Annotated in this window: 18 protein-coding genes; 10 read left to right on the top strand and 8 right to left on the bottom strand. The window is 35.0% G+C overall.

Going from position 1 to position 23,595, the window contains the following annotated elements:
• Positions 1 to 104 precede the first annotated feature (104 nt).
• The gene (locus AACZ49_RS04120) at positions 105 to 797 is read right to left on the bottom strand and encodes an NUDIX domain-containing protein (RefSeq protein WP_339651965.1); all 693 of its coding nucleotides are present in this window, start codon (positions 795 to 797) and stop codon (positions 105 to 107) included.
• A gap of 201 nt (positions 798 to 998) precedes the next feature.
• Between AACZ49_RS04120 and AACZ49_RS04115 the strand changes: the two genes are divergently transcribed.
• From AACZ49_RS04115 to AACZ49_RS04090, 6 genes are all read left to right on the top strand, one after another.
• Positions 999 to 2,555, top strand: coding sequence for an alpha-L-arabinofuranosidase C-terminal domain-containing protein (locus AACZ49_RS04115; protein WP_339651962.1), 1,557 nt, complete (start codon positions 999 to 1,001; stop codon positions 2,553 to 2,555).
• Between the two features lie 45 nt (positions 2,556 to 2,600).
• Positions 2,601 to 4,277: a ribulokinase gene (locus AACZ49_RS04110; RefSeq protein ID WP_339651960.1), complete on the top strand. Its 1,677-nt coding sequence runs from the start codon at positions 2,601 to 2,603 to the stop codon at positions 4,275 to 4,277.
• A gap of 4 nt (positions 4,278 to 4,281) precedes the next feature.
• Positions 4,282 to 4,983 (top strand): L-ribulose-5-phosphate 4-epimerase, encoded by a 702-nt coding sequence (locus AACZ49_RS04105; protein ID WP_339651958.1) that lies wholly within the window; start codon positions 4,282 to 4,284, stop codon positions 4,981 to 4,983.
• A gap of 12 nt (positions 4,984 to 4,995) precedes the next feature.
• Complete coding sequence (gene araA, locus AACZ49_RS04100) at positions 4,996 to 6,507, top strand: L-arabinose isomerase (protein ID WP_339651955.1); 1,512 nt, start codon at positions 4,996 to 4,998, stop codon at positions 6,505 to 6,507.
• Positions 6,508 to 6,600: 93 nt separating this feature from the next.
• The gene (locus tag AACZ49_RS04095) at positions 6,601 to 7,704 is read left to right on the top strand and encodes an aldose epimerase family protein (RefSeq protein ID WP_339651952.1); all 1,104 of its coding nucleotides are present in this window, start codon (positions 6,601 to 6,603) and stop codon (positions 7,702 to 7,704) included.
• A 9-nt stretch (positions 7,705 to 7,713) separates the two neighbouring features.
• Positions 7,714 to 9,333: a sodium:solute symporter gene (locus tag AACZ49_RS04090; protein ID WP_339651950.1), complete on the top strand. Its 1,620-nt coding sequence runs from the start codon at positions 7,714 to 7,716 to the stop codon at positions 9,331 to 9,333.
• A gap of 627 nt (positions 9,334 to 9,960) precedes the next feature.
• On the opposite strand, the gene AACZ49_RS04085 is transcribed toward AACZ49_RS04090, so the two are convergent.
• The gene (locus AACZ49_RS04085; protein WP_339651948.1) at positions 9,961 to 10,497 is read right to left on the bottom strand and encodes a lipid-binding SYLF domain-containing protein; all 537 of its coding nucleotides are present in this window, start codon (positions 10,495 to 10,497) and stop codon (positions 9,961 to 9,963) included.
• A gap of 214 nt (positions 10,498 to 10,711) precedes the next feature.
• On the opposite strand from AACZ49_RS04085, the gene AACZ49_RS04080 reads away from it, so the two are divergent.
• On the top strand, positions 10,712 to 10,942 hold the full coding sequence (locus AACZ49_RS04080) for a hypothetical protein (protein WP_339651946.1): 231 nt from the start codon (positions 10,712 to 10,714) through the stop codon (positions 10,940 to 10,942).
• An 80-nt stretch (positions 10,943 to 11,022) separates the two neighbouring features.
• On the opposite strand, the gene AACZ49_RS04075 is transcribed toward AACZ49_RS04080, so the two are convergent.
• Positions 11,023 to 11,853: a DMT family transporter gene (locus tag AACZ49_RS04075; protein WP_339651944.1), complete on the bottom strand. Its 831-nt coding sequence runs from the start codon at positions 11,851 to 11,853 to the stop codon at positions 11,023 to 11,025.
• Positions 11,854 to 12,237: 384 nt separating this feature from the next.
• Here AACZ49_RS04075 and AACZ49_RS04070 point away from each other — a divergent pair, with 384 nt between their 5' ends.
• The 3 genes from AACZ49_RS04070 (at position 12,238) to AACZ49_RS04060 (ending at position 16,683) form a co-directional block, all read left to right on the top strand.
• Positions 12,238 to 13,056, top strand: a complete 819-nt coding sequence (locus AACZ49_RS04070) for an SDR family oxidoreductase (protein WP_339651942.1) — start codon at positions 12,238 to 12,240, stop codon at positions 13,054 to 13,056.
• A 114-nt stretch (positions 13,057 to 13,170) separates the two neighbouring features.
• Complete coding sequence (gene uxuA, locus AACZ49_RS04065) at positions 13,171 to 14,367, top strand: mannonate dehydratase (RefSeq protein WP_339651940.1); 1,197 nt, start codon at positions 13,171 to 13,173, stop codon at positions 14,365 to 14,367.
• 81 nt (positions 14,368 to 14,448) lie between these two features.
• Complete coding sequence (locus AACZ49_RS04060) at positions 14,449 to 16,683, top strand: c-type cytochrome (protein WP_339651938.1); 2,235 nt, start codon at positions 14,449 to 14,451, stop codon at positions 16,681 to 16,683.
• A 31-nt stretch (positions 16,684 to 16,714) separates the two neighbouring features.
• On the opposite strand, the gene uxuA (AACZ49_RS04055) is transcribed toward AACZ49_RS04060, so the two are convergent.
• The 5 genes from uxuA (AACZ49_RS04055) to AACZ49_RS04035 form a co-directional block, all read right to left on the bottom strand.
• A complete protein-coding gene (gene uxuA, locus AACZ49_RS04055; RefSeq protein WP_339651937.1) occupies positions 16,715 to 17,899 on the bottom strand; it encodes a mannonate dehydratase in 1,185 nt (394 codons plus the stop codon).
• 303 nt (positions 17,900 to 18,202) lie between these two features.
• The gene (locus AACZ49_RS04050; RefSeq protein ID WP_339651934.1) at positions 18,203 to 19,612 is read right to left on the bottom strand and encodes a hypothetical protein; all 1,410 of its coding nucleotides are present in this window, start codon (positions 19,610 to 19,612) and stop codon (positions 18,203 to 18,205) included.
• Between the two features lie 18 nt (positions 19,613 to 19,630).
• On the bottom strand, positions 19,631 to 20,782 hold the full coding sequence (locus AACZ49_RS04045) for an alpha-hydroxy acid oxidase (RefSeq protein ID WP_339651931.1): 1,152 nt from the start codon (positions 20,780 to 20,782) through the stop codon (positions 19,631 to 19,633).
• Positions 20,783 to 20,789: 7 nt separating this feature from the next.
• Entirely contained in the window at positions 20,790 to 22,163 is a 1,374-nt protein-coding gene (locus AACZ49_RS04040; RefSeq protein ID WP_339651929.1) for an FGGY family carbohydrate kinase, read from the bottom strand.
• A gap of 10 nt (positions 22,164 to 22,173) precedes the next feature.
• Entirely contained in the window at positions 22,174 to 23,454 is a 1,281-nt protein-coding gene (locus AACZ49_RS04035; RefSeq protein ID WP_339651926.1) for a sugar isomerase, read from the bottom strand.
• Between the last annotated feature and the right edge of the window lie 141 nt (positions 23,455 to 23,595).

The raw sequence follows: 23,595 nt of genomic DNA, 5'->3' as shown, positions 1-23,595 counted from the left end.
TTTCTTTTGAAATTGCCCCGCATTCATTTGTACTTTATCATACTTGGTTTTAACCAATCGTAAAAAGAATTGATGATTTTCTTAAAACCGTATTTGAGTAAATTTTAAATCTTAAAATTAAAACCGTCCTCTACTTTTCGGTTATATTTTTCTTGGTCGAACTTAAATAAATATGCACCTTTTTTAGAAGAAGTCATATCCTTTTCATCCAGTTTTATCAATATATCAAATGAATTGAATTTGTTGATGAAATTTCTTTTATCCAATTTTGAATCAAGAATAGCTTCATATAATTTTTGAAGCTGTCTCATGGTAAATTTTTCGGGTAAAAGCTCAAATCCAATAGGTTTACTTAATGCTCTTCTGCGTAACCTTGCAATTGCTTTTTCAACCATACGGTTATGGTCAAAAATCAACTTTGGTGCATCTTTTAGATTAAACCATTGAATTGGGTTTTGTTTTAAAATTTTCTCATCATGGGTAGCAATATCAATTAGAGCATAATAAGCAACAGAAATAGTTCTTTCTGCAGGATCTCTATCTACTTTAGAAAAGGTATATACCTGCTCCATATAAATATTGTTAAGACCGGTTAAGTGATTTAAAATTCTAATTGCGGCCTTATCTAAATTTTCTTCTTTTTTAAGAAATCCACCAATTAATGACCATTTTCCTTTTTCAGGTTCAAAGTCTCTTTGTACTAATAAAATTTTTAATTCATCTTTTAAAAAACCAAAAATAATGCAGTCTACAGCGAGTAATACTTTGTCTTCTTTATTGTATGTGCTAAGTATCATTTTATGTCTAATAGAATGGCAAGCTAATTATTTTAAAGGATTTATTTATGATGTGAAAATTTTTAAAGTTAAGTGTTTAAAATACACTTTTTTTATTTATTATTGTTGTTGTTGAATAAATTATAGTGAACTAAAACACTAATTCGATTTTAAAAAAGGCTAGAATTTATATAATCATATTTAAGATTAATACACATTTTTATGGATAAACATTTTTTAAAGTCTGCGGCAATTTTGATTTTAGTTGGCTTCTCCCAATTAATTTCTGCTCAAACAAAAATTGAAATTGTTAGTATTGAAAATGCTCCAATTATAAGCAAACATATATACGGCCATTTTGCAGAACATTTGGGCAGATGTATTTATGAGGGTTTTTATGTTGGTGAGAATAGTGTCATTCCGAATTCAGAGGGGGTGCGAATAGATATCATTGAAGCATTAAAAGAATTGCAGATTCCGAATTTACGTTGGCCCGGAGGGTGTTTTGCAGACACATATCATTGGATGGATGGTATAGGGGATTTAGAACAAAGACCAACCATTGTAAATACATGGTGGGGCGGAGTTACGGAGGACAATAGTTTTGGAACCCATAACTTCTTGAACCTGTGTGAAGAATTGGGCGCCGAACCCTATTTGTCCGGTAATGTAGGTAGTGGAGGGGTGCAGGAATTGGCCGATTGGGTGCAGTACACCAATTTTAAGGGTAAAAGCCCTATGTCCGATTTACGACGCGAAAACGGCAAGGAAGAACCATGGGGGGTGAAATATTGGGGAATAGGTAACGAAGCTTGGGGTTGCGGAGGTAATATGCGCCCAGAATACTATGCGGATATTTATAAAAAATATGTAACGTTCATGTCAGATGCTGATGTGGAGGGAGGTATTTATAAAATTGCATCAGGGGCTAGTAATGACGATTATAATTGGACAGAGGTGTTAATGAAAAATATACCTAAAAGCATGTTGCAAGGAGTAGCTCTTCACCACTATTCGGTTATCGATTGGAGTGCTAAAGGTCCAGATGTAAATTTTGACGAAGAAACTTATTTTAAGACCATGAAGGAATCTTGGTTAATGGAAGAGCTAATCGTTAAACATACGGCCATTATGGATAAGTATGATGAGGAAAAGAAGGTAGATCTGATTGTTGATGAATGGGGCGGATGGTATGAAGTCTCCGAGGGTACAAATCCTGGATTTCTTTACCAACAAAATACCATGCGTGATGCAATGATTGCCGGTATGAACCTGAATATTTTCAATAACCACGCTGACCGTGTAAAAATGGCCAATTTGGCACAAGCCGTCAATGTGCTACAGGCGGTAATCTTGACCGATAAAGAGAAGATGATACTAACACCTACCTATCATGTAATGAACATGTATAAAGTGCATCAAGATGCAAAATTGATACCGCTCTCATTTGATTCGCCATCGTATAATTTCAAAGGGGAAACCTTACCTGCATTAACGGTTTCCGCGTCTAAAGATTTAAACCAAAAAGTCCATATTTCGTTTACCAATATTGATTCAAAAAAGAACACTATGGTGGCCATTGACTTGAATGAATTCAAATTAAAGAATATCAGTGGTGCTATTTTAAGTTCAAAAAGTTTACACGACCATAATTCTTTTGAAAACCCGAACAAAATTGCTCCTAAAAATTTCAACGATTTTAAGTTTAAAAAGGGAATTTTGGAATTAACTATACCGCCTTTTTCGGTTATTGTTGTAGAAGGTGCTATGATGGAATAAATTTTAATAGGCATTTTTTACATGTAATTTTATAATAACTAGATTTTGAAAAAGGCATTTGTTATCGGTTTAGATTTTGGTTCGGATTCCGTTAGGGCAGTATTGATAAATTCTACAAATGGAGCAGAAATAGCTGCTGCAGTACATTGGTATAAAAGATGGGTGGAACAAAAATATTGTAACCCTTCTATTAATCAGTTTAGGCAACATCCACTTGACCATATAGAGGGTCTTGAGTTTACAATAAAATCTGTAATGGATCAGAGTAATGTAAACCCAAAGGAAGTAAAAGGTATTTGTATAGATACCACAGGTTCTTCGCCAGTGCCAGTAACCAAAGATGGTACTCCATTGGCACTGGTAGATGGTTTCACTGAAAACCCAAATGCAATGATGATTCTTTGGAAAGATCATACCGCAATCGAAGAGGCCGGGATAATTAATGAATTAGGCGTTAATTGGGGTGGTCAAAACTTCACTAAATATGTAGGAGGTATTTATTCTTCTGAATGGTTCTGGGCAAAAATTGCGCATGTAGTGAAGGAAGATGAGCAGGTGAAGAAAACAGCCTTTACTTGGATGGAACATTGCGATTTAATGACCTATTTACTTATTGAAAATAAAGATCTTAAAACCTTTAAGCGAAGTAGGTGCGCTGCCGGTCACAAAGCAATGTGGCATGAGAGTTGGGGCGGACTTCCACCAAAAGAATTTTTAGAAAAGGTAGACCCTTATTTGGCGGATTTACGTGATAATCTTTATGACAAAACATATACATCAGATGAGGTTGCTGGTAATTTGAGTAAAGAATGGGCAACTAAACTAGGTTTAACAACAGACACAGCAATTGCTGTGGGTACCTTTGATGCACATTCCGGAGCGGTGGGTGCTAAAATAGACGAGCATGCCCTTGTTCGGGTCATGGGTACATCTACTTGTGATATAATGGTTGCCGCAAATAAAGATGTCGAAGGAAAGACTATCAAAGGTATATGTGGACAGGTCGATGGCTCCGTAATTCCTGGATTTGTTGGTCTTGAGGCTGGGCAATCTGCTTTTGGTGATTTATTGGCCTGGTTTAAAGATTTACTATCATGGCCGATTGATAATTTAGTAATGACTTCTACTATTTTATCAGACCAACAAAAAGATGCGTTGAAAAATGAAATTGATAGTGATTTCATTAAGAAATTATCAGATGCAGCAGAAGCTATTCCTTTATCAGAAAGTATACCTACGGCATTAGATTGGATAAATGGAAGAAGAACACCAGATGCCGACCAAAACCTAAAAAGTGCTATTTCAAATCTTTCTCTAGGCTCTAAAGCACCTCATGTTTTTAAAGCATTGGTGAATGCTATATGTTTTGGTTCGAAAATGATAGCAGATCGTTTTCAACAAGAAGGTGTAAAAATTGATTCCATTATTGGTATTGGAGGTGTTGCGAGAAAATCACCATTTATTATGCAAACTTTGGCAAATGTCATGAATATGCCGATTAAGGTGGCCGCTTCTGATCAAGCACCTGCTTTAGGTGCTGCTATTTATGCAGCTGTAGCATCAGGTATTTATTCAAATGTGGTAGAGGCAAGTAAACAAATGGGTAGTGATTTTGAAGCCGAATATCATCCTCAGATAGAGGCGGTTGAAACGTATAATTATTTAATGGATTCTTATAAAGAATTAGGTGGTTTCATTGAGAGATCCATCAATAAAAAATAATAGAATGAATTCTAAATATAAAGAACTCAAACAAGAATGTTTTGAAGCAAATATTGCGCTTAATGATTTAGGTCTTGTTATCTATACTTTTGGTAATGTTAGTGCATTAGATAGGGAAAATGGGGTTTTTGCAATAAAGCCAAGTGGCGTTCCATATGAAAAGTTAACACCAGATGATATCGTAATCGTTGACTACGAAAATAATATTGTAGAAGGGTCAATGAGACCTTCTTCCGATACAAAGACACATGCATTTCTGTATAAAAACTGGAATCACATTGGCGGTATAGCGCACACACATGCTACTTATTCGGTTGCTTGGGCTCAAGCACAAAAAGATATTCCGGTTTTTGGCACAACACATGCAGATCATTTAACGGCAGATATACCTTGCGCTGAACCAATGAATGATACTCTTATAGAAGGAAACTATGAGCATAATACGGGTATTCAGATTCTTGATTGTTTTAAGGAAAGAAACTTATCATCAGAAGAAGTTGAAATGGTCTTAATAGGTAATCACGGACCTTTTGCTTGGGGTAAGACTGCAGCTAAAGCGGTTTATAACAGTAAAGTATTGGAAACTGTTGCTCAAATGGCATATCTGACTCTCCAAATAAACCCAAATGCAGCAAGATTAAAAGATTCCTTAATAAAAAAACATTACGAACGTAAGCATGGTAAAAATGCCTATTACGGTCAATAACAACTACATATTATGAATAAAGATATAGATGAAAAGGAAATTTGGTTTGTTACGGGCAGCCAGCATTTATATGGACCAGATACCCTTAAACAGGTAGCGGTGAATTCTCAGAGCATTGTTAATGGATTAAATTCCTCTAAATATATACCGGTAAATATCGTTTATAAACCCACGGTTAAAACTCCAAATGAAATTACAGATGTCTGTCTTGAAGCAAGTTCAAGTAAAAATTGTATAGGAGTAATCACTTGGATGCACACTTTTTCTCCTGCTAAAATGTGGATTAAAGGCTTGAGTGTTTTAAATAAACCGCTATGTCATTTGCATACGCAATATAATGCAGAAGTGCCATGGGAAACGATTGATATGGATTTTATGAACCTTAATCAATCTGCACATGGTGATCGAGAATTAGGTCATATGATGACTAGAATGCGTAAAGACAGAAAAATTGTTGTAGGGCATTGGCAGACAGGAAGAGTTCAACAAAAATTAGGAAACTGGGCACGTGTAGCCATGGGTTGGCATGAATTTCAAAATCTTAATGTAGCTCGTATTGGTGACAATATGAGAGAGGTTTCAGTAACAGATGGTGATAAGGTGGAAGCACAATTACGATTTGGTTTTTCTGTAAATGGCTATGACTCTTCAGATGTGGTTAAGCATATGAATAAATTAACGCAAAATGAAGTCGATACTTTGGTGGCAGAATATGAGGACAGCTATGTATTGAGTGAAAAGCTGAAAAGTGGTGGAGGAAAAAGACAATCATTAATTGATGCTGCGAAAATTGAATTGGGGTTAAGGGCATTTTTAGATGAAGGAGGATTCAAGGCTTTTACCGATACATTCGAAAACTTGGGGGAATTAAAACAATTACCTGGTATCGCTACACAAAGATTAATGGCAGATGGTTATGGCTTTGGTGGTGAGGGAGATTGGAAAACATCAGCCTTGTTAAGAGCATTAAAAGTTATGGCTACAGGTTTAGAAGGCGGTACTTCGTTTATGGAAGATTATACCTATCATTTTACACCTGAAAAAGCGTATGTTATGGGGTCTCATATGTTAGAAATTTGTCCATCTATTGCAGATGCAAAACCATCATGTGAAGTACATCCTTTAGGAATAGGAGGAAAAGAAGACCCTGTACGTCTGGTATTTAATTCACCATCGGGTCCTGCAATTAATGTATCACTAGTAGATTTAGGTAATCGATTTAGATTGATAGTAAACGAAGTCGAAGCTGTAAAACCAATGGGAAATTTACCTAATTTGCCAGTAGCTAGAGTACTTTGGGATGCAAAACCCGATTTGGAGATTGCAGCAACATCGTGGATATTGGCTGGCGGAGCTCATCATACAGTTTATTCTCAAGCGTTGACTACTGAATTTATGGAAGATTTTGCAGAAATGGCAGGGATTGAATTGGTAGTAATCGATAAGAATACAACGATTCGTGAATTTAAAAATCAATTAAATGCCAATGAAGCGTATTTTCATTTATTCAAAAATAAATTGTAATAATTTTAAGATATGAAACCATTTACCAAAATCTGTTATTTATTTCTGCTATTAGGTACATTATTACTTAACGTTAACTGTAAGGAAAAAACTATGAAAGAAGGCAACGAAGAAATGTCAAAAGGAGAAACTAAGACAATCAAAGTTGAAAAAAGTGATTATGGGGTAGCAGAAAGAGGTGAAAAGGTGGAATTATTTTCTCTTAAAAATATAAATGGATTTGAGGTTGATATCATAACTTATGGTGGGCGTATTACATCTTTAAAGACAGTAGATAATAAAGGAAAATTAGAGAATGTTGTTTTAGGTTTTGAGAATTTAGAACAATATGAAAAAGATAATCCATTTTTTGGAGCATTGGTAGGTCGTTACGGTAACAGAATAGCTAAAGGAAAATTTAGTCTGAATAATACCGATTATACTTTGGCCAAAAATAATGGTGAAAATAGTTTACACGGTGGGTTAAAAGGTTTTGATAAGGTTGTATGGAAAGTAGTAGATATACAAGACGGAGATAAGGGAGTTTTAAAGCTTAGTTATTTAAGTAAGAACATGGAAGAAGGTTTTCCTGGTAACTTAACTACTATGGTAACTTATACATTGAATTCTGATAATAGTTTAGATGTTTTGTATGAAGCTACAACAGATAAAACTACTGTCGTTAACCTTACCCAACATTCATACTTTAATCTTTCTGGTGATTTTTCACAAACCATTTTGGATCACGAAGTAGAAATTGATGCTGACACATACATTCCTGTAGATGGTGGGTTAATACCAACAGGAGAATTAGCTATGGTTGAGGGAACTCCTTTTGATTTTAGAGAAGCAAAGTTGGTAGGAAAGGATATCAATGCAGAAAATGAACAAATAAAATTAGGTGGTGGTTTCGATCATTGTTGGGTATTGAACGATTATGAATCTGGTTACCGTTCGGTAGCCAAAGCATATCACCCAGAGTCTGGCCGTACATTAGAGGTTCTAACAGATGAACCTGGCATACAATTTTACACAGGTAATTTTTTAGATGGAACATTACCTGCACCAAACGGAGGAACATTCGCAAAGAGAAGCGGTTTTTGTTTAGAGACCCAACACTATCCAGATTCTCCCAATCAACCAAAATTTCCTTCGGTGACCTTAGAACCAGGAGATAAATATTCAACTAAAACTACCTTTAAGTTTTCTACCAAATAAACCATTAGCATGCAACAATTAGATAATTTAGATTGGATCAGTATTTCGCTTTACTTTTTATTACTGGTCGGAATAGCCGTTTGGGTTATTCGAAAGAAAGAAGATAATACAGAAGATTATTTTTTAGCTGGTAGAAATGTTGGTTGGTTCGTAGTTGGAGCCTCTATTTTTGCATCGAACATAGGTTCTGAGCATGTAGTGGGTTTAGCGGGTACAGGTGCAAGTAATAAACTACCATTGCTTATTTATGAAATTCACGCATGGGTAGTCTTAATGTTAGGCTGGGTATTTCTTCCATTTTATTCTAGAAGTGGTGTTTTTACAATGCCAGAATTTTTGGAGAAACGCTTTGATGCTAGATCAAGATGGGTACTATCTATTTTTTCCATAGTTGCTTATGTACTTACCAAAATTTCGGTAACGATTTATGCAGGAGGGGTTGTAGTTTCTGCCTTATTAGGTATTGATTTTTGGACGGGTGCCATTGCAACGGTTGTCTTAACGGGTATATACACAGTTTTAGGTGGTATGCGTGCCGTAGTTTATACAGAAACACTTCAGGCAATTCTATTGGTTGTTGGTGCTGCAGTTTTAACATTTATCGGTTTAGATAAAGTTGGAGGATGGGGAAGTATGGTAGATACCCTAGGACCTGAATATTTTAATATGTGGAGACCGGCAACCGACCCAGATTTTCCTTGGCCATCTCTTTTTATCACGAGTACTATAGTAGGTATTTGGTATTGGTGTACGGATCAGTACATTGTACAAAGAACATTAACAGCGAAGAATATTAAGGAAGGAAGGCGTGGTACTATTTTTGGGGCATTATTAAAGCTTTTACCGGTATTTTTATTCTTAATACCTGGCGTAATCGCGCTTACCTTAAAAATGAGAGGGGAATTGGAGTGGGAAAGTGCCGATGAAGCCTTTCCGGTTTTAATGAGTAATTTATTGCCTTCAGGTTTAAGGGGTCTTGTTGCAGCAGGATTATTAGCAGCACTTATGAGTTCATTGGCTTCGGTATTTAATTCTTGTTCTACATTATTTACAGTTGATGTATATAAAAAATTGAGACCTAATGCACCAGAGAAAAAATTAGTGAGAACTGGACAAATAGCAACTGTTTTTGTTGTTATTATCGGTATTATTTGGATTCCGATTATGGCAAATATATCAGGCGTGTTGTATGAATATTTACAGAGTGTACAATCATATATAGCGCCACCAATTACAGCTGTTTTTCTTTTAGGTATATTTTATAAACGAATAAACTCAACAGGAGCCTTTTATACTTTAGTAATGGGTATTGTAGTAGCCTTTCTAAGAATTGCCTTAGAATTGGTGAAAAACAATTTAGATTCTGATAGTTTATTGTATTTCTTGGGAGACATGAATTTCTTGACCTTTGGGGCATGGTTTTTCTTATTCTGCTTAATTTTTATGGTGGTGGTTAGTTTAATGACAGAAGTGCCAGATAAAGAACAAATTGTAAACCTTACATTCGGAACGATTACTGAAGAGGAGAAAAATAAAAATAAGAGCAGTTATAATTGGGTCGATGTAACCGTTTCTATTATCATCGTCTTAATTGTAATTGGTATCATGATATTTTTTAACGGGAAATAGTTTTAATATTATTTCTAATTAATTGTTTGATAATGTTTTTAAAATGGGCCTAATTTATAGTAGGCCCATTTTATTTATAGTAAAAATCTAATTAATATTTTAGAATCATAGCGAGTGGCTTAGGGTTATAAAATTTGGTTATTACGATAATCTAAATCCGTATTCTAGAGTAATTTTAATTAGCATTAAAAACATATTATCTAAATACCGAATAAAAGATTGGAGGAGTAAATTTGTATTGTTATCGGTTCTATTGATGTTTTAGGAGAAGTTGTATCTAAAGGTGGGTAGATTTTATTAATGCAAACTATTTGTATGAATACACTCCAGAAAAATACGGTGTAACTCAAGCATCTCAAGAGCTATCGAAACAGATAGTGATAAAGATGTTTGTAGTATTAAAGATGAGGGTAGGGAAATAATGTTGAAATTAATATCATACAAACAAATTGGTATTCTTGATGATAAGGCTGGTTAAGACAATTGGTTGATATCAAATGAATCTGAATATATAAATGGGACGATTATATTTGTTAATGATAGAAAGACCTGTTACCCAGATATTACTATAAATAGATAATATTAAAAAATAAGATAAGCCTGAATTCTTATTTTTTTCTTAATGGATTAATTTATTATCGGTTTATATTCAAATTTTTGACCACCAACTGATGCATCTGCCATTAGACCTGCTTTTGGTAGCGCAAAAACTACAACACCATCTCTGTATTTGGCATTAACTGCAATTCCAGATTTCAATGCAACTGCAGAGGCTTCAGCTGAAAATTCAAAATCTCCTTCTTTGAATTCTGCTAAGTCGGCTTCTGTTTCAAAAAATATTACTTCAGTAATTGCTTGACCACCTGCTTGAAGACCTACACTAAATTTCTTTAAATTGGCCATTCCTATCATAGTTCCGTTTTCATAAACTACTCCATTTCCTGAAGCGCCACCAAAAATTAATCCGCCTTTACCAACATTAGGGAAAACGACATATCCGGCTGAATTCGAGAAAAATTGGTCTAGACCCACTTCCAATTTCATTAGCTTGGTTATTGCTTTATTTGCATCTCTAATTATTTTTTGATCTTTGTTGTTCTGTGCATTTAGACCAATGGCTAAAAATAGGAGTGCAGTAATCGTAATTGATTTTAAGATTTTCATAATTCTAGTTTAAAATTAAAACTTAATACAAATTTAAAAACGATATGTAGTCTAGCTTACCTATTTAAGTTAAAATTTAATGCAATTGTATTTTAAATCACTGTTAATTAGTTAATTAAAAAGGTTAATATTTAAGTATTCTTTAACGTACATATAGATTTTGATGAAAATCTTAATCAGATATTTTTCTTAAAAATTTGTTAATTAGTTTTTTTTGACTTATATTCCTACTGTAAACCAGACACTTACTGATATGAGTAAAAGAGATAATTTCTTCGATTCTAAAATGGTTGTGAATCTAATGTTAGTATTAACACTAATGTTGTCTGCTATTTATTATTTAAACTATTCTGAGGAGATACAAGATGAGGTAACAACTGTAATAGTAAACTCATTAAATGATGCTAATAATAGTTTAGCAGAGCAGGAATCTGATAGAAAATAAAAGAAATTTCTGACCATAACTATATGCTACCGAAACTTTGTATTCGGTGGCTTTTTTATTTTGATATATTACAGATTTATTTATCGTTTACCAATTAACACATTGGCTACCAAGGCGGCGATAATCATTAGAATTCCCATTAGGCTCCAAACGGAATATATATCATCGAACCATGTAACTCCTATCAAAATCGTAAATATTACCTCAATATATTTAAGTGGAGCAACTAAATTGGTCTTAGCTATTTGAAAAGCTTTGGTCATGAATACTTGACCGAAGAACCCGAAAATACCAAGGCTTAATAATAATAGCCAATCATTTTCTTTTGGTTGAATCCATCCATTTATACTTAATATGCCTCCAATTACTGTACCGAGAAACATAAAATAATTGACAATTACCAAAGGATGGTCGTTATTACCAATTTTACGAATAAGAACATAAACCAATCCACTAAAAATCGAAGCAACTAGAACTAACAACAAGCCTGTTGTATTGAGTTCTTGGTCAAAACCTTTTAAGATTAGTACTTCGCTAAATGCTAATAAAAAAAGAAACCATTGAATAGTTTTTAGTTTTTCATTTAGTAAAAAAATAGCGAAAACTGCGGCATAAATGGGTGCCAGGTACCTTAAGGAAACGGCTGTGCCTACCGGTAAATATTGCAACGACATAAAAAAAAGACTCATAGCGGTTATCCCGGCTAAAGCTCTAAAAATCATTAATCTTCTACTATTACCTAAGATGGGAATTCCTTTAATTAAAATATAGATTGTTCCTAATAGTAATGAGCCAGCTGTTCTGAAAAAAACAATTTCAAAGGTTGGATAATGACTTAGGTGTTTTACAAACGAATTCATTAAACTAAATGAAAACGTACTTATAATCATAAAGAGAATTGCTTTCTTCACGGTATATAGAAATAGTTGGCAAAGTTACAGGTGTAGAGAGGAAATAAATTACTCTAAACTAGAAAATAGTTGAATAGGCATAACTTTTATCATACCGATAATTTTATGGGGTAAAAAGCTCTTGTTCAAAGATTTTAATAATGGAAATCAGATAATAAATAGGGAATTCAATTTTTATAAAGACTATAGTTCACAAGTTCATTTTAAGAAATACCTTAACTTGGCATAGCATAGGTAAAAATTAAAGTAGTTTAAAGTTTTATCGTTAGAAAGCTGCAGAATTACATTTTATAGATAAGGTATTGGAGGTATTTTAGTGCTCTACATTAATAGCGTTAAAAAATTATAAACTAATTCTTTTCAGAATAAAAGTAAAATAAATATATGAACGAGTTATTATCTTTAAAAAATAGGAATTACGCACTATCTGGAGGTACCGGTACCTTAGGTGGTTCAATTGCTGAATACCTTGTAAGAAATGGAGCAAACGTATTATTACTTGGTAGGTCAGAAGACAAGTTAAAGGCTAAACAAGATGAATTGAATGCCATAGTAACCAACAGCACCCATATTTTCAAGGTAGATGTTATGGATGAGGGGCAACTTACTGCATTAAGGAAAGAAATAAAAAAGGAATTTAAATATTTAGACGGACTCGTAAACCTTGCTGGCGGTAACATACCAGGAGCAACATTGAAACCTGATCAGACGATTCAAGATATAGCAATGGGGGATACCCAAAAAGTAGTCGATATTAATTTATTTGGTACTGTGATTCCAACAGTGATATTGAGCCAATTAATGGTAGAACAGGGTTATGGTTCTATAGTAAATATTTCTTCAATGGCCGCTAAGCAAAGTATTTCTAGGGTATTGGGTTATTCAATGGCCAAGGGTGCTATAGATATTTTCACAAAATGGATGGCGAATGAGCTTGCTTCTAAACATGGTGATAAAATAAGAGTGAATGCAATTGCACCAGGCTTTTTTATTGGTAATCAGAACAGAAGATTGTTAACTAATGAAGATGGCACTTATACAGAAAGAGGTAATAGTATAATTAAAAATACACCAATGGGTCGTTTTGGTGATGCTTCAGAACTTAATGGTATGGTGCACTATTTATTAAGTGATGCTTCTAGTTTTGTTACAGGTAGTATTTACGATGTCGATGGTGGTTTTAGTTCATTTTCAGGTGTTTAGGTATTTATTTTTTAAAGATAATGATGCGATTTAAGGCTATTATTTTATAATTGATTGTTTTCTGGATTTATAAATCTAGAATCCTTTAGAAAAACTAGTTTGTAAGTAAGAAGTATGGATTATTTAAAGAAAACCTTTCGCTGGTTCGGTCCTGAATTTGGAGTAAGCTTATCAGATATAAAACAGTTAGGTGTACAGGGAATTGTAGCTGCATGTCAAAAAGTTCCGATTGGTGAGGTGTGGCCTGTAGAAACGATTGCCACATTAAGATCTGAAATTATGGCCCATGGTATGGAATGGGCGGTAGTTGAAAGTGTAAATATTCATACTGCAATTAAATACGGACTACCTGAAAGGGATACCTATATTGCCAATTACATTCAAACGCTTAAAAATCTTGCTGAAAACGGCATATACGATGTTTGCTATAATTTTATGCAATTGATAGATTGGACACGAACCGATTTGGATTATATTTTACCTACGGGTGCATCGGCCTTACGATATAGTCCAGTTTCAGCATCAGCTTTTGATTTATTTATATTAGAACGAGAAAACGCAAAAGAATCATACACTAAAGAAGCATATGATGATGCGAAAACTTACTTTGATGCACTTACTTACTTAGAAAAAAAGAAACTAGAAGAATCCATTTTGTCTGGAATGCCAGGCTCTAAAAAGCTAATTGCATTAGAAGAGTTTAAAGCCAATCACGCTACTGTTTTAAAAATCTCTAAAAAGCAACTTCAAGATAATTTGTCTTATTTTTTAAATGCCGTTATTCCCGAAGCTGAAAAAATTGGGGTCCGTATGGCTGTCCATCCTGATGATCCACCGTTTTCAGTATTTGGTGTACCAAGAATTGTTTCTAATTATCAGGAAATAAAATTTTTGTTAGAGTGTTGTCCATCTTCTAGCAACGGATTAACCTTTTGTTCAGGTTCTTTAGGCGCATCCTCTAGCAATGATTTAGTGAAAATCATAGAGGATTTTGGCGAAAAGATTCACTTTATCCATTTAAGAAATGTCACGAGAGAAGAAGATGGTAGCTTTTATGAAGCAGATCATCTTAACGGTTCTGTGCCAATTGAAAAAGTAATGAAAGCTCTTATAAAGCAACAACAGGCGCGAAAAAGGTCTAATAATGGTATTGTTGGTATTCCGATGAGACCGGATCATGGCCATGTTTTATTAGATGATAAAAGGCGTCAAATTGAGTTTTATTCTGGTTATTCATTAATTGGTAGAGCAATTGGTCTTTCACAATTAACAGGTTTGGAAATGGGCATTAGAGAAGGACTTCAAGTTTAAAATTCCTGAGTAATTAGAGTAAAACAGAGTTATATCTCTTTATATTCAGGTAATTAATTTTTTGTCAAAACTAACTTTTTTATGCGTTTTAAGCTTATTTTACTTTTTACCCTTGGTTATATTTTATGTTCATGTGAGTCCTCTCAAAAAAAGATAAGTATTTCTTTAGATTCATATAAAATTGAAGATGGCTTTAAATTAGAAGTTGTTGCGGTCGAACCACTATTAAAAGCTCCGGTGGCTATCGATTTTGATGGCAAAGGTAGAATATGGGTTGCCCAGATGCCTGGTTATATGAATGATATTCAAGGTTCAAGCGAAGAAGACCCAACTGGGAGTATCCTAATTTTAGAAGATTTGGACGAGGACGGAGTAGCCGACCATTTCAAAGTCTTTATGGATAGTTTGGTAATGCCTCGAGCATTGGCACATGTATATGGTGGCTTACTTTATGCAGAACCACCCAATTTATGGTTTGTTGAAATTGAAGATGATAAACCTGTCAATAAAGTCCTGGTAGACTCAGTTTATGCGGTAGAAGGTAATCCTGAACATCAACCAAATGGATTAGAGTTAAATATGGATAACTGGATTTATAATGCCAAATCGAATTTTAGATATCGGCGAACAAATGGGGTTTGGAATAAAGAACCAACAACTTTTAGAGGACAATGGGGTATAACCCATGACAATTTTGGAAGGTTATATTATAATGATAATTCAAGAATATTATTAGGCGATTATGTTTTGCCTAATACCGCAATACGAAACAAATATTTTACACCAAAATCTAGTGTAGATAAGCTTATGACAACCGACCAAAGGGTATATCCAGTTCATGCCGCTTCAGTAAATAGGGGATATGCAAAAGGTGTTTTAAATGCCGACAGTATAATAGTAAATGCTACGGCTGCATGTAGTCCATTGGTATATAGAGGAGGTGCGTTTACAGAATTGTATGATCAGAATGTTTTTATTTGTATACCAGAAGGTAATTTGGTAAAAAGAGCACTTTTGAATTTTACGGGTGATTCGGTTATTGCAAAACAAGCTTGGCAGAATAAAGAATTTTTAACTTCTACCGATGAAGGTTTTCGTCCGGTAAGTTTAAAGAATGGTCCAGAAGGTAGTATGTATATTGTTGATATGCATCGAGGTATTATTGGTCATCATGCCTATATGAGTCCTTATCTAAGAGAAAAAATAAAAACTGATAGGTTAGATACGTTGGTTGATTTTGGAAGGATATTAAAAGTAAATCATGTGGATGTTGTGGCTGATATCATTCCTGATTTTGATGTTTTGAATGCTACTGAATTGGTTTCTCTGTTATCCAATAAAAATGGATGGATCCGTGACCGAGCACAGCAATATTTAATTTTTAAAGGTTTGACCCAAGCTACTGATGCAGTTAAGGATGTAGTACTCAACTCCAAAAATAAATTAAGCCAATTACATGCTTTATATGTTCTAGAAGGTTGGGATGCCTTGTCTTTTGATTTATTAGTAGAGGTTATGAATACCGATAATCTTGAGGCTATTGCCCATGCCCTTGTACTATCAAAACATTTCGTTTCTGAAGAAAATATAGAAAAGGCAATTAGAGTTTTTAATTCAATTTTGAAGAAAAATGAACTTAGTTTGGATGTTTATTTGGGCGGTTCCCTAGGAAGTTGGATAGCCCTCAATGAAGTTAAATTCACTCCAATTATGATGGAGATTTTAAAAAGAAGAAAACTTAATAGCACAATTACCGAAGCGATAATTAGTGGTTTAACCGATGTTGATACCTTAATTTATAGCAATGAAGCGATAATGGATACCCTGAAGCATACTGAGTTTGTAAATAAGCTAGTTCGGGGTATTTCAGATAAAAAACAGGGTAAACTAAATTCCATTTATACTAGAAAAAAAATTAATGAAGATAATAGGACACGTGGAGCTAAAATATTTTTTCAAATATGTGCATCATGTCATGGGGCCGATGGAAAAGGAATAGAAGGTCTAGCGCCTCCTTTAATGAATTCTGAACATGTGAAAAATACAGAGCGTTTAGCGCTAATAGTACTACATGGCTTAGAAGGTCCTGTACATGTTAATGGTAAAGAATACACTATGAATCTGGCAATGCCAGGTTTAAGAAGAAATGAATCGGTTTCAGATATAGATATTGCCGACATAATATCATATGTTACGAATGCTTTTTCCGATGTTCCCAAAACATTGGGTAAAGAACGTATTAATGAGCTTAGAAATGTAAAATCTAATTCTGGGATGGAATTTACTGAAGGCGAATTAAAGGCGTTCGACAAATAACAATGATTTAAGAAAAAGTTTGAAAAAGATTCTAATTCAAACTTTTTCTTATTCCCATTTCCAATCCTCTTAATTCTGCTAAACCACGTAACCTACCAATTCCTGAATACCCAGGATTAGTTTTCTTTCTCAAATCATCTAACATTTTGTGACCATGATCAGGACGCATAGGCATCCTGAAATCTTTTCTTCCTGCTGTTTTTCTTTTTTCCTGTTCCTTTATCAACGCCTTCATAACGGCATACATATCTACATTGCCTTCTAAGTGATTAGCTTCATGAAAATTGCCATCGGCGTCTCTTTGTGTACTTCGTAAATGAATAAAATGAATTCGGCCGCCTAAACGTTCTACCATACCGGGTAAATCGTTATCAGGCCGAACTCCAAAGGAACCTGTGCAAAAAGTTAACCCGTTGTTTGGACTATCAAAAGCATTGTAAAGGTCAATAATATCTTGTTCTGTACTTACAACCCTAGGTAGTCCTAGGATTGGAAAAGGCGGATCATCTGGATGTATACACATTTTTACATTCGATTTTTCTGCAACAGGAATTATTTGAGATAAAAAATCGAATAAATGTGCCTTAAGCTCATTTGGGCCAATAGCGTCATATGTAGCGAGGATAGTATTGAATTCTTCTAATGAATAACCTTCCTCTGCACCTGGTAACCCAGCAATTATATTTCTTATTAATTTTTTTTGACCTTCCTCATCCAGTTTGCTTAAAAATGCTTTTGCATCGGATTTTTGCTTTGTTGTATATGAATTTTCAGACCCTGGCCTCTTTAATAAAAACAATTCGAATGCAGCAAAAGCTACAGCTTCAAACCGTAGTGCTGTAGAACCATCTTCAACTTCGTAATCTAAGTTGGTTCTCGTCCAATCAAGAACAGGCATGAAGTTATAGCAGACCGTATCGATGCCACATTTGCCTAAATTTATAAGTGTCTGTTTGTAGTTTTCATAGTAGACTTTATAATCTCCTTTTTTTGTTTTTATCTGTTCATGAATAGGAACGCTTTCTACTACAGACCAAGTAAGACCTGCCGCTTCAATTGTTTTTTTACGTTCTATGATCTCATCAATCGACCATTCAACACCATTGGGGATATGGTGCAAAGCACTAACGACACCTGTGGCGCCTGCTTGTCTTATATCTTGTAATGAAACAGGGTCATTTGGCCCGTACCATCTCCATGTATTTTCTAATTTCAATTCTTGATATTTTTAAACTAATTTTCTTGGAAACCTCTTTTTTAAATAAATGTTTCATAGTAAAGGAGACGGAGCCACCATTTCTATTATTGAGGTAAATTACACCTTTGAATGTTTGTTCAAGATACTATAACCATTCCTATTTGCTATATTTTTATATCAACTTTTAACCGGATAAATTTAAAAAGTATTGATTCAATTTATATTAAAGCTTATTATTAATAGAGAATAGTCTTTAAAATAAACAGTGCTATATAGACCTATGTTATTTAGAAATGAAATAGGTGTAGTTTATATATTAGGTTATACCTTCTTTTGAGAATATCTACTAAAAACCAAAAACAAGGCGCCACATAATAACCATGCTGGTAATGTTACGAATGATAGAAACACATTAAACTGAACAGATATAAAATAAAATAGTCCAAAACTTATCGCCCAAGCAAACAAGACCGATTTGTTGAACTGTAAGTTCGCTTTTTCAGCATAGTTGGTTATGATACCCGATTGTTTATGAAAGAAATGTTCAAAAACAATAATGGCCCCAATAGGTGCTAATATAAATCCATATAATGCTACAAAGTCCAATAATTTCATGGCAAAGGCAGGGAATAATCCAGCAATCGTGGCAATTGATCCAGCCAAAATAGTGACCCAAAAGGTGGAGGCTTTTGGCATGATTGCTTGAAAAGCTAACCCAGCCCTATAAATCGTAGGATTGGCGGTAGTCCAACCTGCTAGTACTACGGCAATAATACCGAATACCCCAATGGCATTGTAAGCTAATGGACCTGGTGCTACAGTTGGTGCCTCACCCTGTCCCAATAAGGCCTGTGCCTCAGGTGTCTGAACATATACAGCGTATAGTAAAGCGGCCGCTATCCAAGCCATGTAGTGTCCTACGTACATACCTGCTGCTGTTGTCCATCCAGAACTTGCTTTTTTTGCAAAACGAAAAACGGATAGATCGGACATGCCTATATGCATTGCTGCATTTGCAAACCAAGACCAAAAGAATACATGCCAAAACGTATATTTTATTTGCCCTGGAAAGGGCTCACTGCCTTCTCCCCAAATATTCCAAAAATCAGAAAAACTACCAACTCCCAATTGTTGCAATGCTACAATTCCACAAACTAAAAATGCCAATACGATGACCGGTGACATCCAATTGGCTGCTTTGGATACGGTATCGTAACCTTTTGAAGCAATCAATGAAATTACAGCACCAATAATTAATACAATAATAATCCACGTAGCACCATTGGGCATAGTGTCCGTAAGTTTGGGCATTTCCATATCAAAAGGAATACCCACGGCTGTAGCCGATACTGTAATCATGGCTCCTGCCAAGAAGCAAAACAATACACCATTTGCTAAATTATAGGCTACAACCAATTTTGTTCCACATATTTTTTCTAGCTGATAATAAAGCGTCAATCTTCTTTTAACGGCAATTTCTGAAGTTAGAAAACGCCATGAAAGAACTGCCATTAAGTTTCCAAGCAAGAGACCAATTATCAGGTCAAAAGCACTAACACCCGTAGTTAAAAATAATGGGCCAATTACAAATTCGGTTCCAGCGGCATGTTCCCCTGCGTACATCCCTAAGAAGCTTTTCCAACTTTTTAGTTTGGATTGTGGTACTGGCGTTCTTTCAAATTCACCACCAACAATATCCTCTATTTCCTCTTCAATGTTAAACTGACTCATATTTTTAGTTTTGGTTGGTTATTTTTTTATTAAATGTTTGGGTAGATCTTCAACACGCTCACAACAGAGTTGGTCCATGACTTGTTTAAACTGTGTTTTCAACATACCAATGGTGTGGTCCCCACCTTTATTGCCCAGTGCTCCTGCACCGTACATGAAGGAACGTCCCATAAAAGTGAATTTGGCACCACTGGCCATGACTCTCGCAATATCTGGTCCAGAGCGTAAACCACTATCTAACATTATTTCTATTTGGTCGCCATAAGTTGACGCTATATCTTGTAAAGTACCAATTGTTGATTGTGCGGCATCCAATTGTCTACCGCCATGGTTTGAAAGTATGATGCCATCAAATCCCATTTTTATGGCATCTTTGGTATCTTGTTCCGAAGCAACACCTTTTAAGACCAATTTCCCCTTCCACTTATCGCGTATCGGTTTTATTTTTTCTTCATTCAACCTACCGGAAAATGTTTTGTCCATAAAGGCACCCAATTGTTTTAGGTTCAATCCTTCAGGGGTGTAAGGTTTTAAATTTTCAAAGGTGGGCTGGCCATACTTTAAAGTGTTATAAGCCCATGTGGGTTTTCCTAAAATTTGAAGTATGTTGGCCAAAGTCATTTTTGGTGGTAAAGCAAGTCCGTTTTTAAAATCTCTTGGGCGAAATCCAAAAGTAGGTACATCACAAAGTAATACCAAAACTGGGCAGCCCGCCGCTTGGGCACGATCAATTAGATCATCCCTGATGGCATCATCCACTGGATTGTATAATTGAAACCAGGCATTACCCTCGGTTAATTCACTTGCCTTTTCAATATCCATGGTGGTTACGGTACTTAATATAAAAGGGATATTGTGATTAAAAGCGGCTTTTGCTAGAATAGCCGGTGAATTTGGCCACATTAAACCTTGAAGCCCAACAGGTGCAATTCCAAAGGGAGAATCAAATTCCATTCCCATAACCTTCGTCTTAATGGAACTGGTTCCATAATTTTGAAGATAGCGCGGTTCTAATTGTACCTTTCTGATTTCCGAAGTATTTCTAGCTAAACTCACATCCTCATTACAACCACCATCCAAATACTCAAATGCAAATCTAGGAATCCTAGATTTTGCCTTGTTTCTTAAATCATCAACAGATGGGTAATTAGAATCAAAATTTGCTGCCATATTATATTTATTTGGTGATAAAAGGAACGTGTTTTTTTAAGGAATAATTTTTAACAAGGAATTTAGATTCTAGTTTTATATCAGATATTACGATAGCGGCTCCTAAGGCCGATCCTAATGAAGAATCTGTAGTGTTGATAGTCATATTTTCCAAGAATAACGAAAGTAATTGAATATATACTTCGTTGTCGCTAAAACCGCCATCAATATAAAGATGTTTTATTTTTGAATTACCTATGGCTGCCCTTATACTTTTTTCTTGAAGTAAAACTAATTCCAACATTAACTGGTGGTAAGCATGTTCAAATTTATTGTAGGGTATTGTAGTTTCATTTGGCATATCTTCTGAAGACAAAGTGGACCATTTGAACATGTGAACAAAATCTTTGTTAATTTCAAAAAAAGTTGATTGATCAAATTTTACCTTCTTATGAGAATCATTTGAAACATTAAAGTAATTGGATAAATATTTAACCTGAAGTTTATATTCATGGCCCAAGAATAATCTAGAAACTTTTACCGGACTACCATCGATTCGCATATTAAACAGTGAGTCGTCCTTAATATCTTTTATGGTAAGCATTCCTTTATAGAATGGGTTAATCGAAATACTCCATGTGCCAGTTGAAACCAATAAAAATGGTTTGGTTATACTTCGAATATATGGTAATAGTGCTGAGGAACTATCATGGATTCCAACACCTATTTTAATTTTTTTGCCCTTGTAATTTACTATTGTCGTTTTTCTGGCGAAATTAATGGGTGGTAATTTTTCATCAATTTGCTCTTGATATACCCATGAGTGATAATCGTTTTTTTCAAAGTTCCAAAGCATGGTATGGCAACCAATGTTTGTGTACTCACTTACTGGGATGCCTGTAAACAAGTAGCTTAGATATTGAGGTAAGTGTAGGGAATATTTAGTTCTTTTAAAAACCTCTGGTTGAGTGTGTTTTAACCAATATAAGTGCATGCCAGTGTTTAACATGCCTAATTTAGGAGAGCCCGTTATTCTAGAAAGTTCCTTCTCGTCACCATAAGCTTCATAAAACAAATCATAAATATCATGATTTAGAGGCTTCATATAATTGTATAGAGGGCTAATTGCTTTATCATTTTCATCTATATGTACCAGGCTTGCCCCGTAACATGAAAAATTTAAGGCTTCTATCTCATATTTCGAAGAATTGAGCATATTATCAAATACTTTCTTAGCCCATTCTTCTATGGCTTCAAGGTTTTCAGTTGGGTATCCATCCTCATCTTCGATTTCATCAAATCGAATATATTCACGATGTACTTCTTGGAAACTCTCGTCAAAAAGAAAGAATTTTTTATTCGTCCTTCCAATATCGAATACAGCCGTTACTTTAATTTTCATGATGGTCAAATTATAGTCCGGTTGCTATGGAGTCAGCTCCTCTTTCTTTTATCAAATTTCCCCTGACCTTAAGATTTCGATACGTTGAAATTGGGGAAATGGCGCCACCTTTCTCCAATCTAGCTTTGGCCAATAAGGGCCTAACATCTGTTCTATAAGCTGTTTGGATAATTTCTTGACAAAGCGTAACGTCTTGAGCAGTTTGTGCTTCTTTCAATTTTGTCTGATCTATGAGCATTGCTTTTGCGTAAGCCTCTTGAATAGCCTCTAAAGATTGGATCAGATCTTCCAATGGATCTTTGATATTGTGACTGGCATCTATCATCCAAGCAGGATATGGATTTTGAGGATTGTGCTGCATCCCCTGAACCAACTCATTGAAAATAAGAAAGAGGGCATAAGGTTTAATACTGCCCACCGTAAGGTCATCATCACCGTATTTACTATCATTAAAATGGAATCCCCCTAATTTACCCTTTAACATTAAAGTGGCAACTATTTGCTCGATATTGGTGTTGGGTAAATGGTGACCCAAATCTACCAAGGTATATGCTCTATCTCCGCAGGCGTTGGCCAACATAAACGAGGTACCCCAGTCTTGTATAACCGTGCTGTAAAAGTTAGGTTCGTACGGTTTGTATTCAATAAACAAGCTCCAATCTTTGGGCATTGACTTGTATATTTTCTTCAAACTGTCTTCTGTATGTAACAAAGAAGATTGAAAATTAGTTTGCCCAGGAAAATTAGCACCGTCAGATAACCAAACGGTTAGGCTCTTGGAACCTAGTTTTTCGCCAATTCTTATAACATCAATATTATGTTGCACAGCCTGTTCACGAGAAGCAATACTGATATTGCTTAATGAACCATGCTTGTAGCTTTCCCTGGTATTTTTCTGATCTTGGAAAGTATTGGAATTTACGGCATCGAAAATCAAATTGTGTTGGGCAGCCTTTTCCTTAATGGCATTATAATCGGTAGGAATATCCCAAGGAATATGTAATGAAATAGCGCCTGCCGTTTGCGTAAGAGCGTGAATGATTCCCACATCATCAATTTTTTGCTCTAAGGAGGCAGGTTCACCACCAAAGGAAAATCGGCCAAAACGAGTACCACCGGCCCCTAAGGCCCAACTGGGTATGGCGACTTGGAATTCAGCCAGCTTTTTTATAACGCCATTAACATCAATACCCGATTTAGTTAGTTGATTGGCAAGAAAATCGAATTTCTCATTTTGAGCTTGCACTAAATTTTTATTATCGGCCGCAATGGCGGAATTCTCTACTATCATATCATCTACTTTGTGGCTAGTGCAACCCCAGATCTTTAGACCTGGGGAAACATGTACATTAACTCAATCTAATTAACTCGATAATCGAGATTTATATGCTCCGACGCTTGCGTCGAAATTTAAATATTATTTCCTTCGAAT

Source organism: uncultured Maribacter sp., assembly GCF_963975365.1.
Classification (GTDB): domain Bacteria; phylum Bacteroidota; class Bacteroidia; order Flavobacteriales; family Flavobacteriaceae; genus Maribacter.
This window is presented reverse-complemented; position numbering and strand designations above follow the sequence as displayed.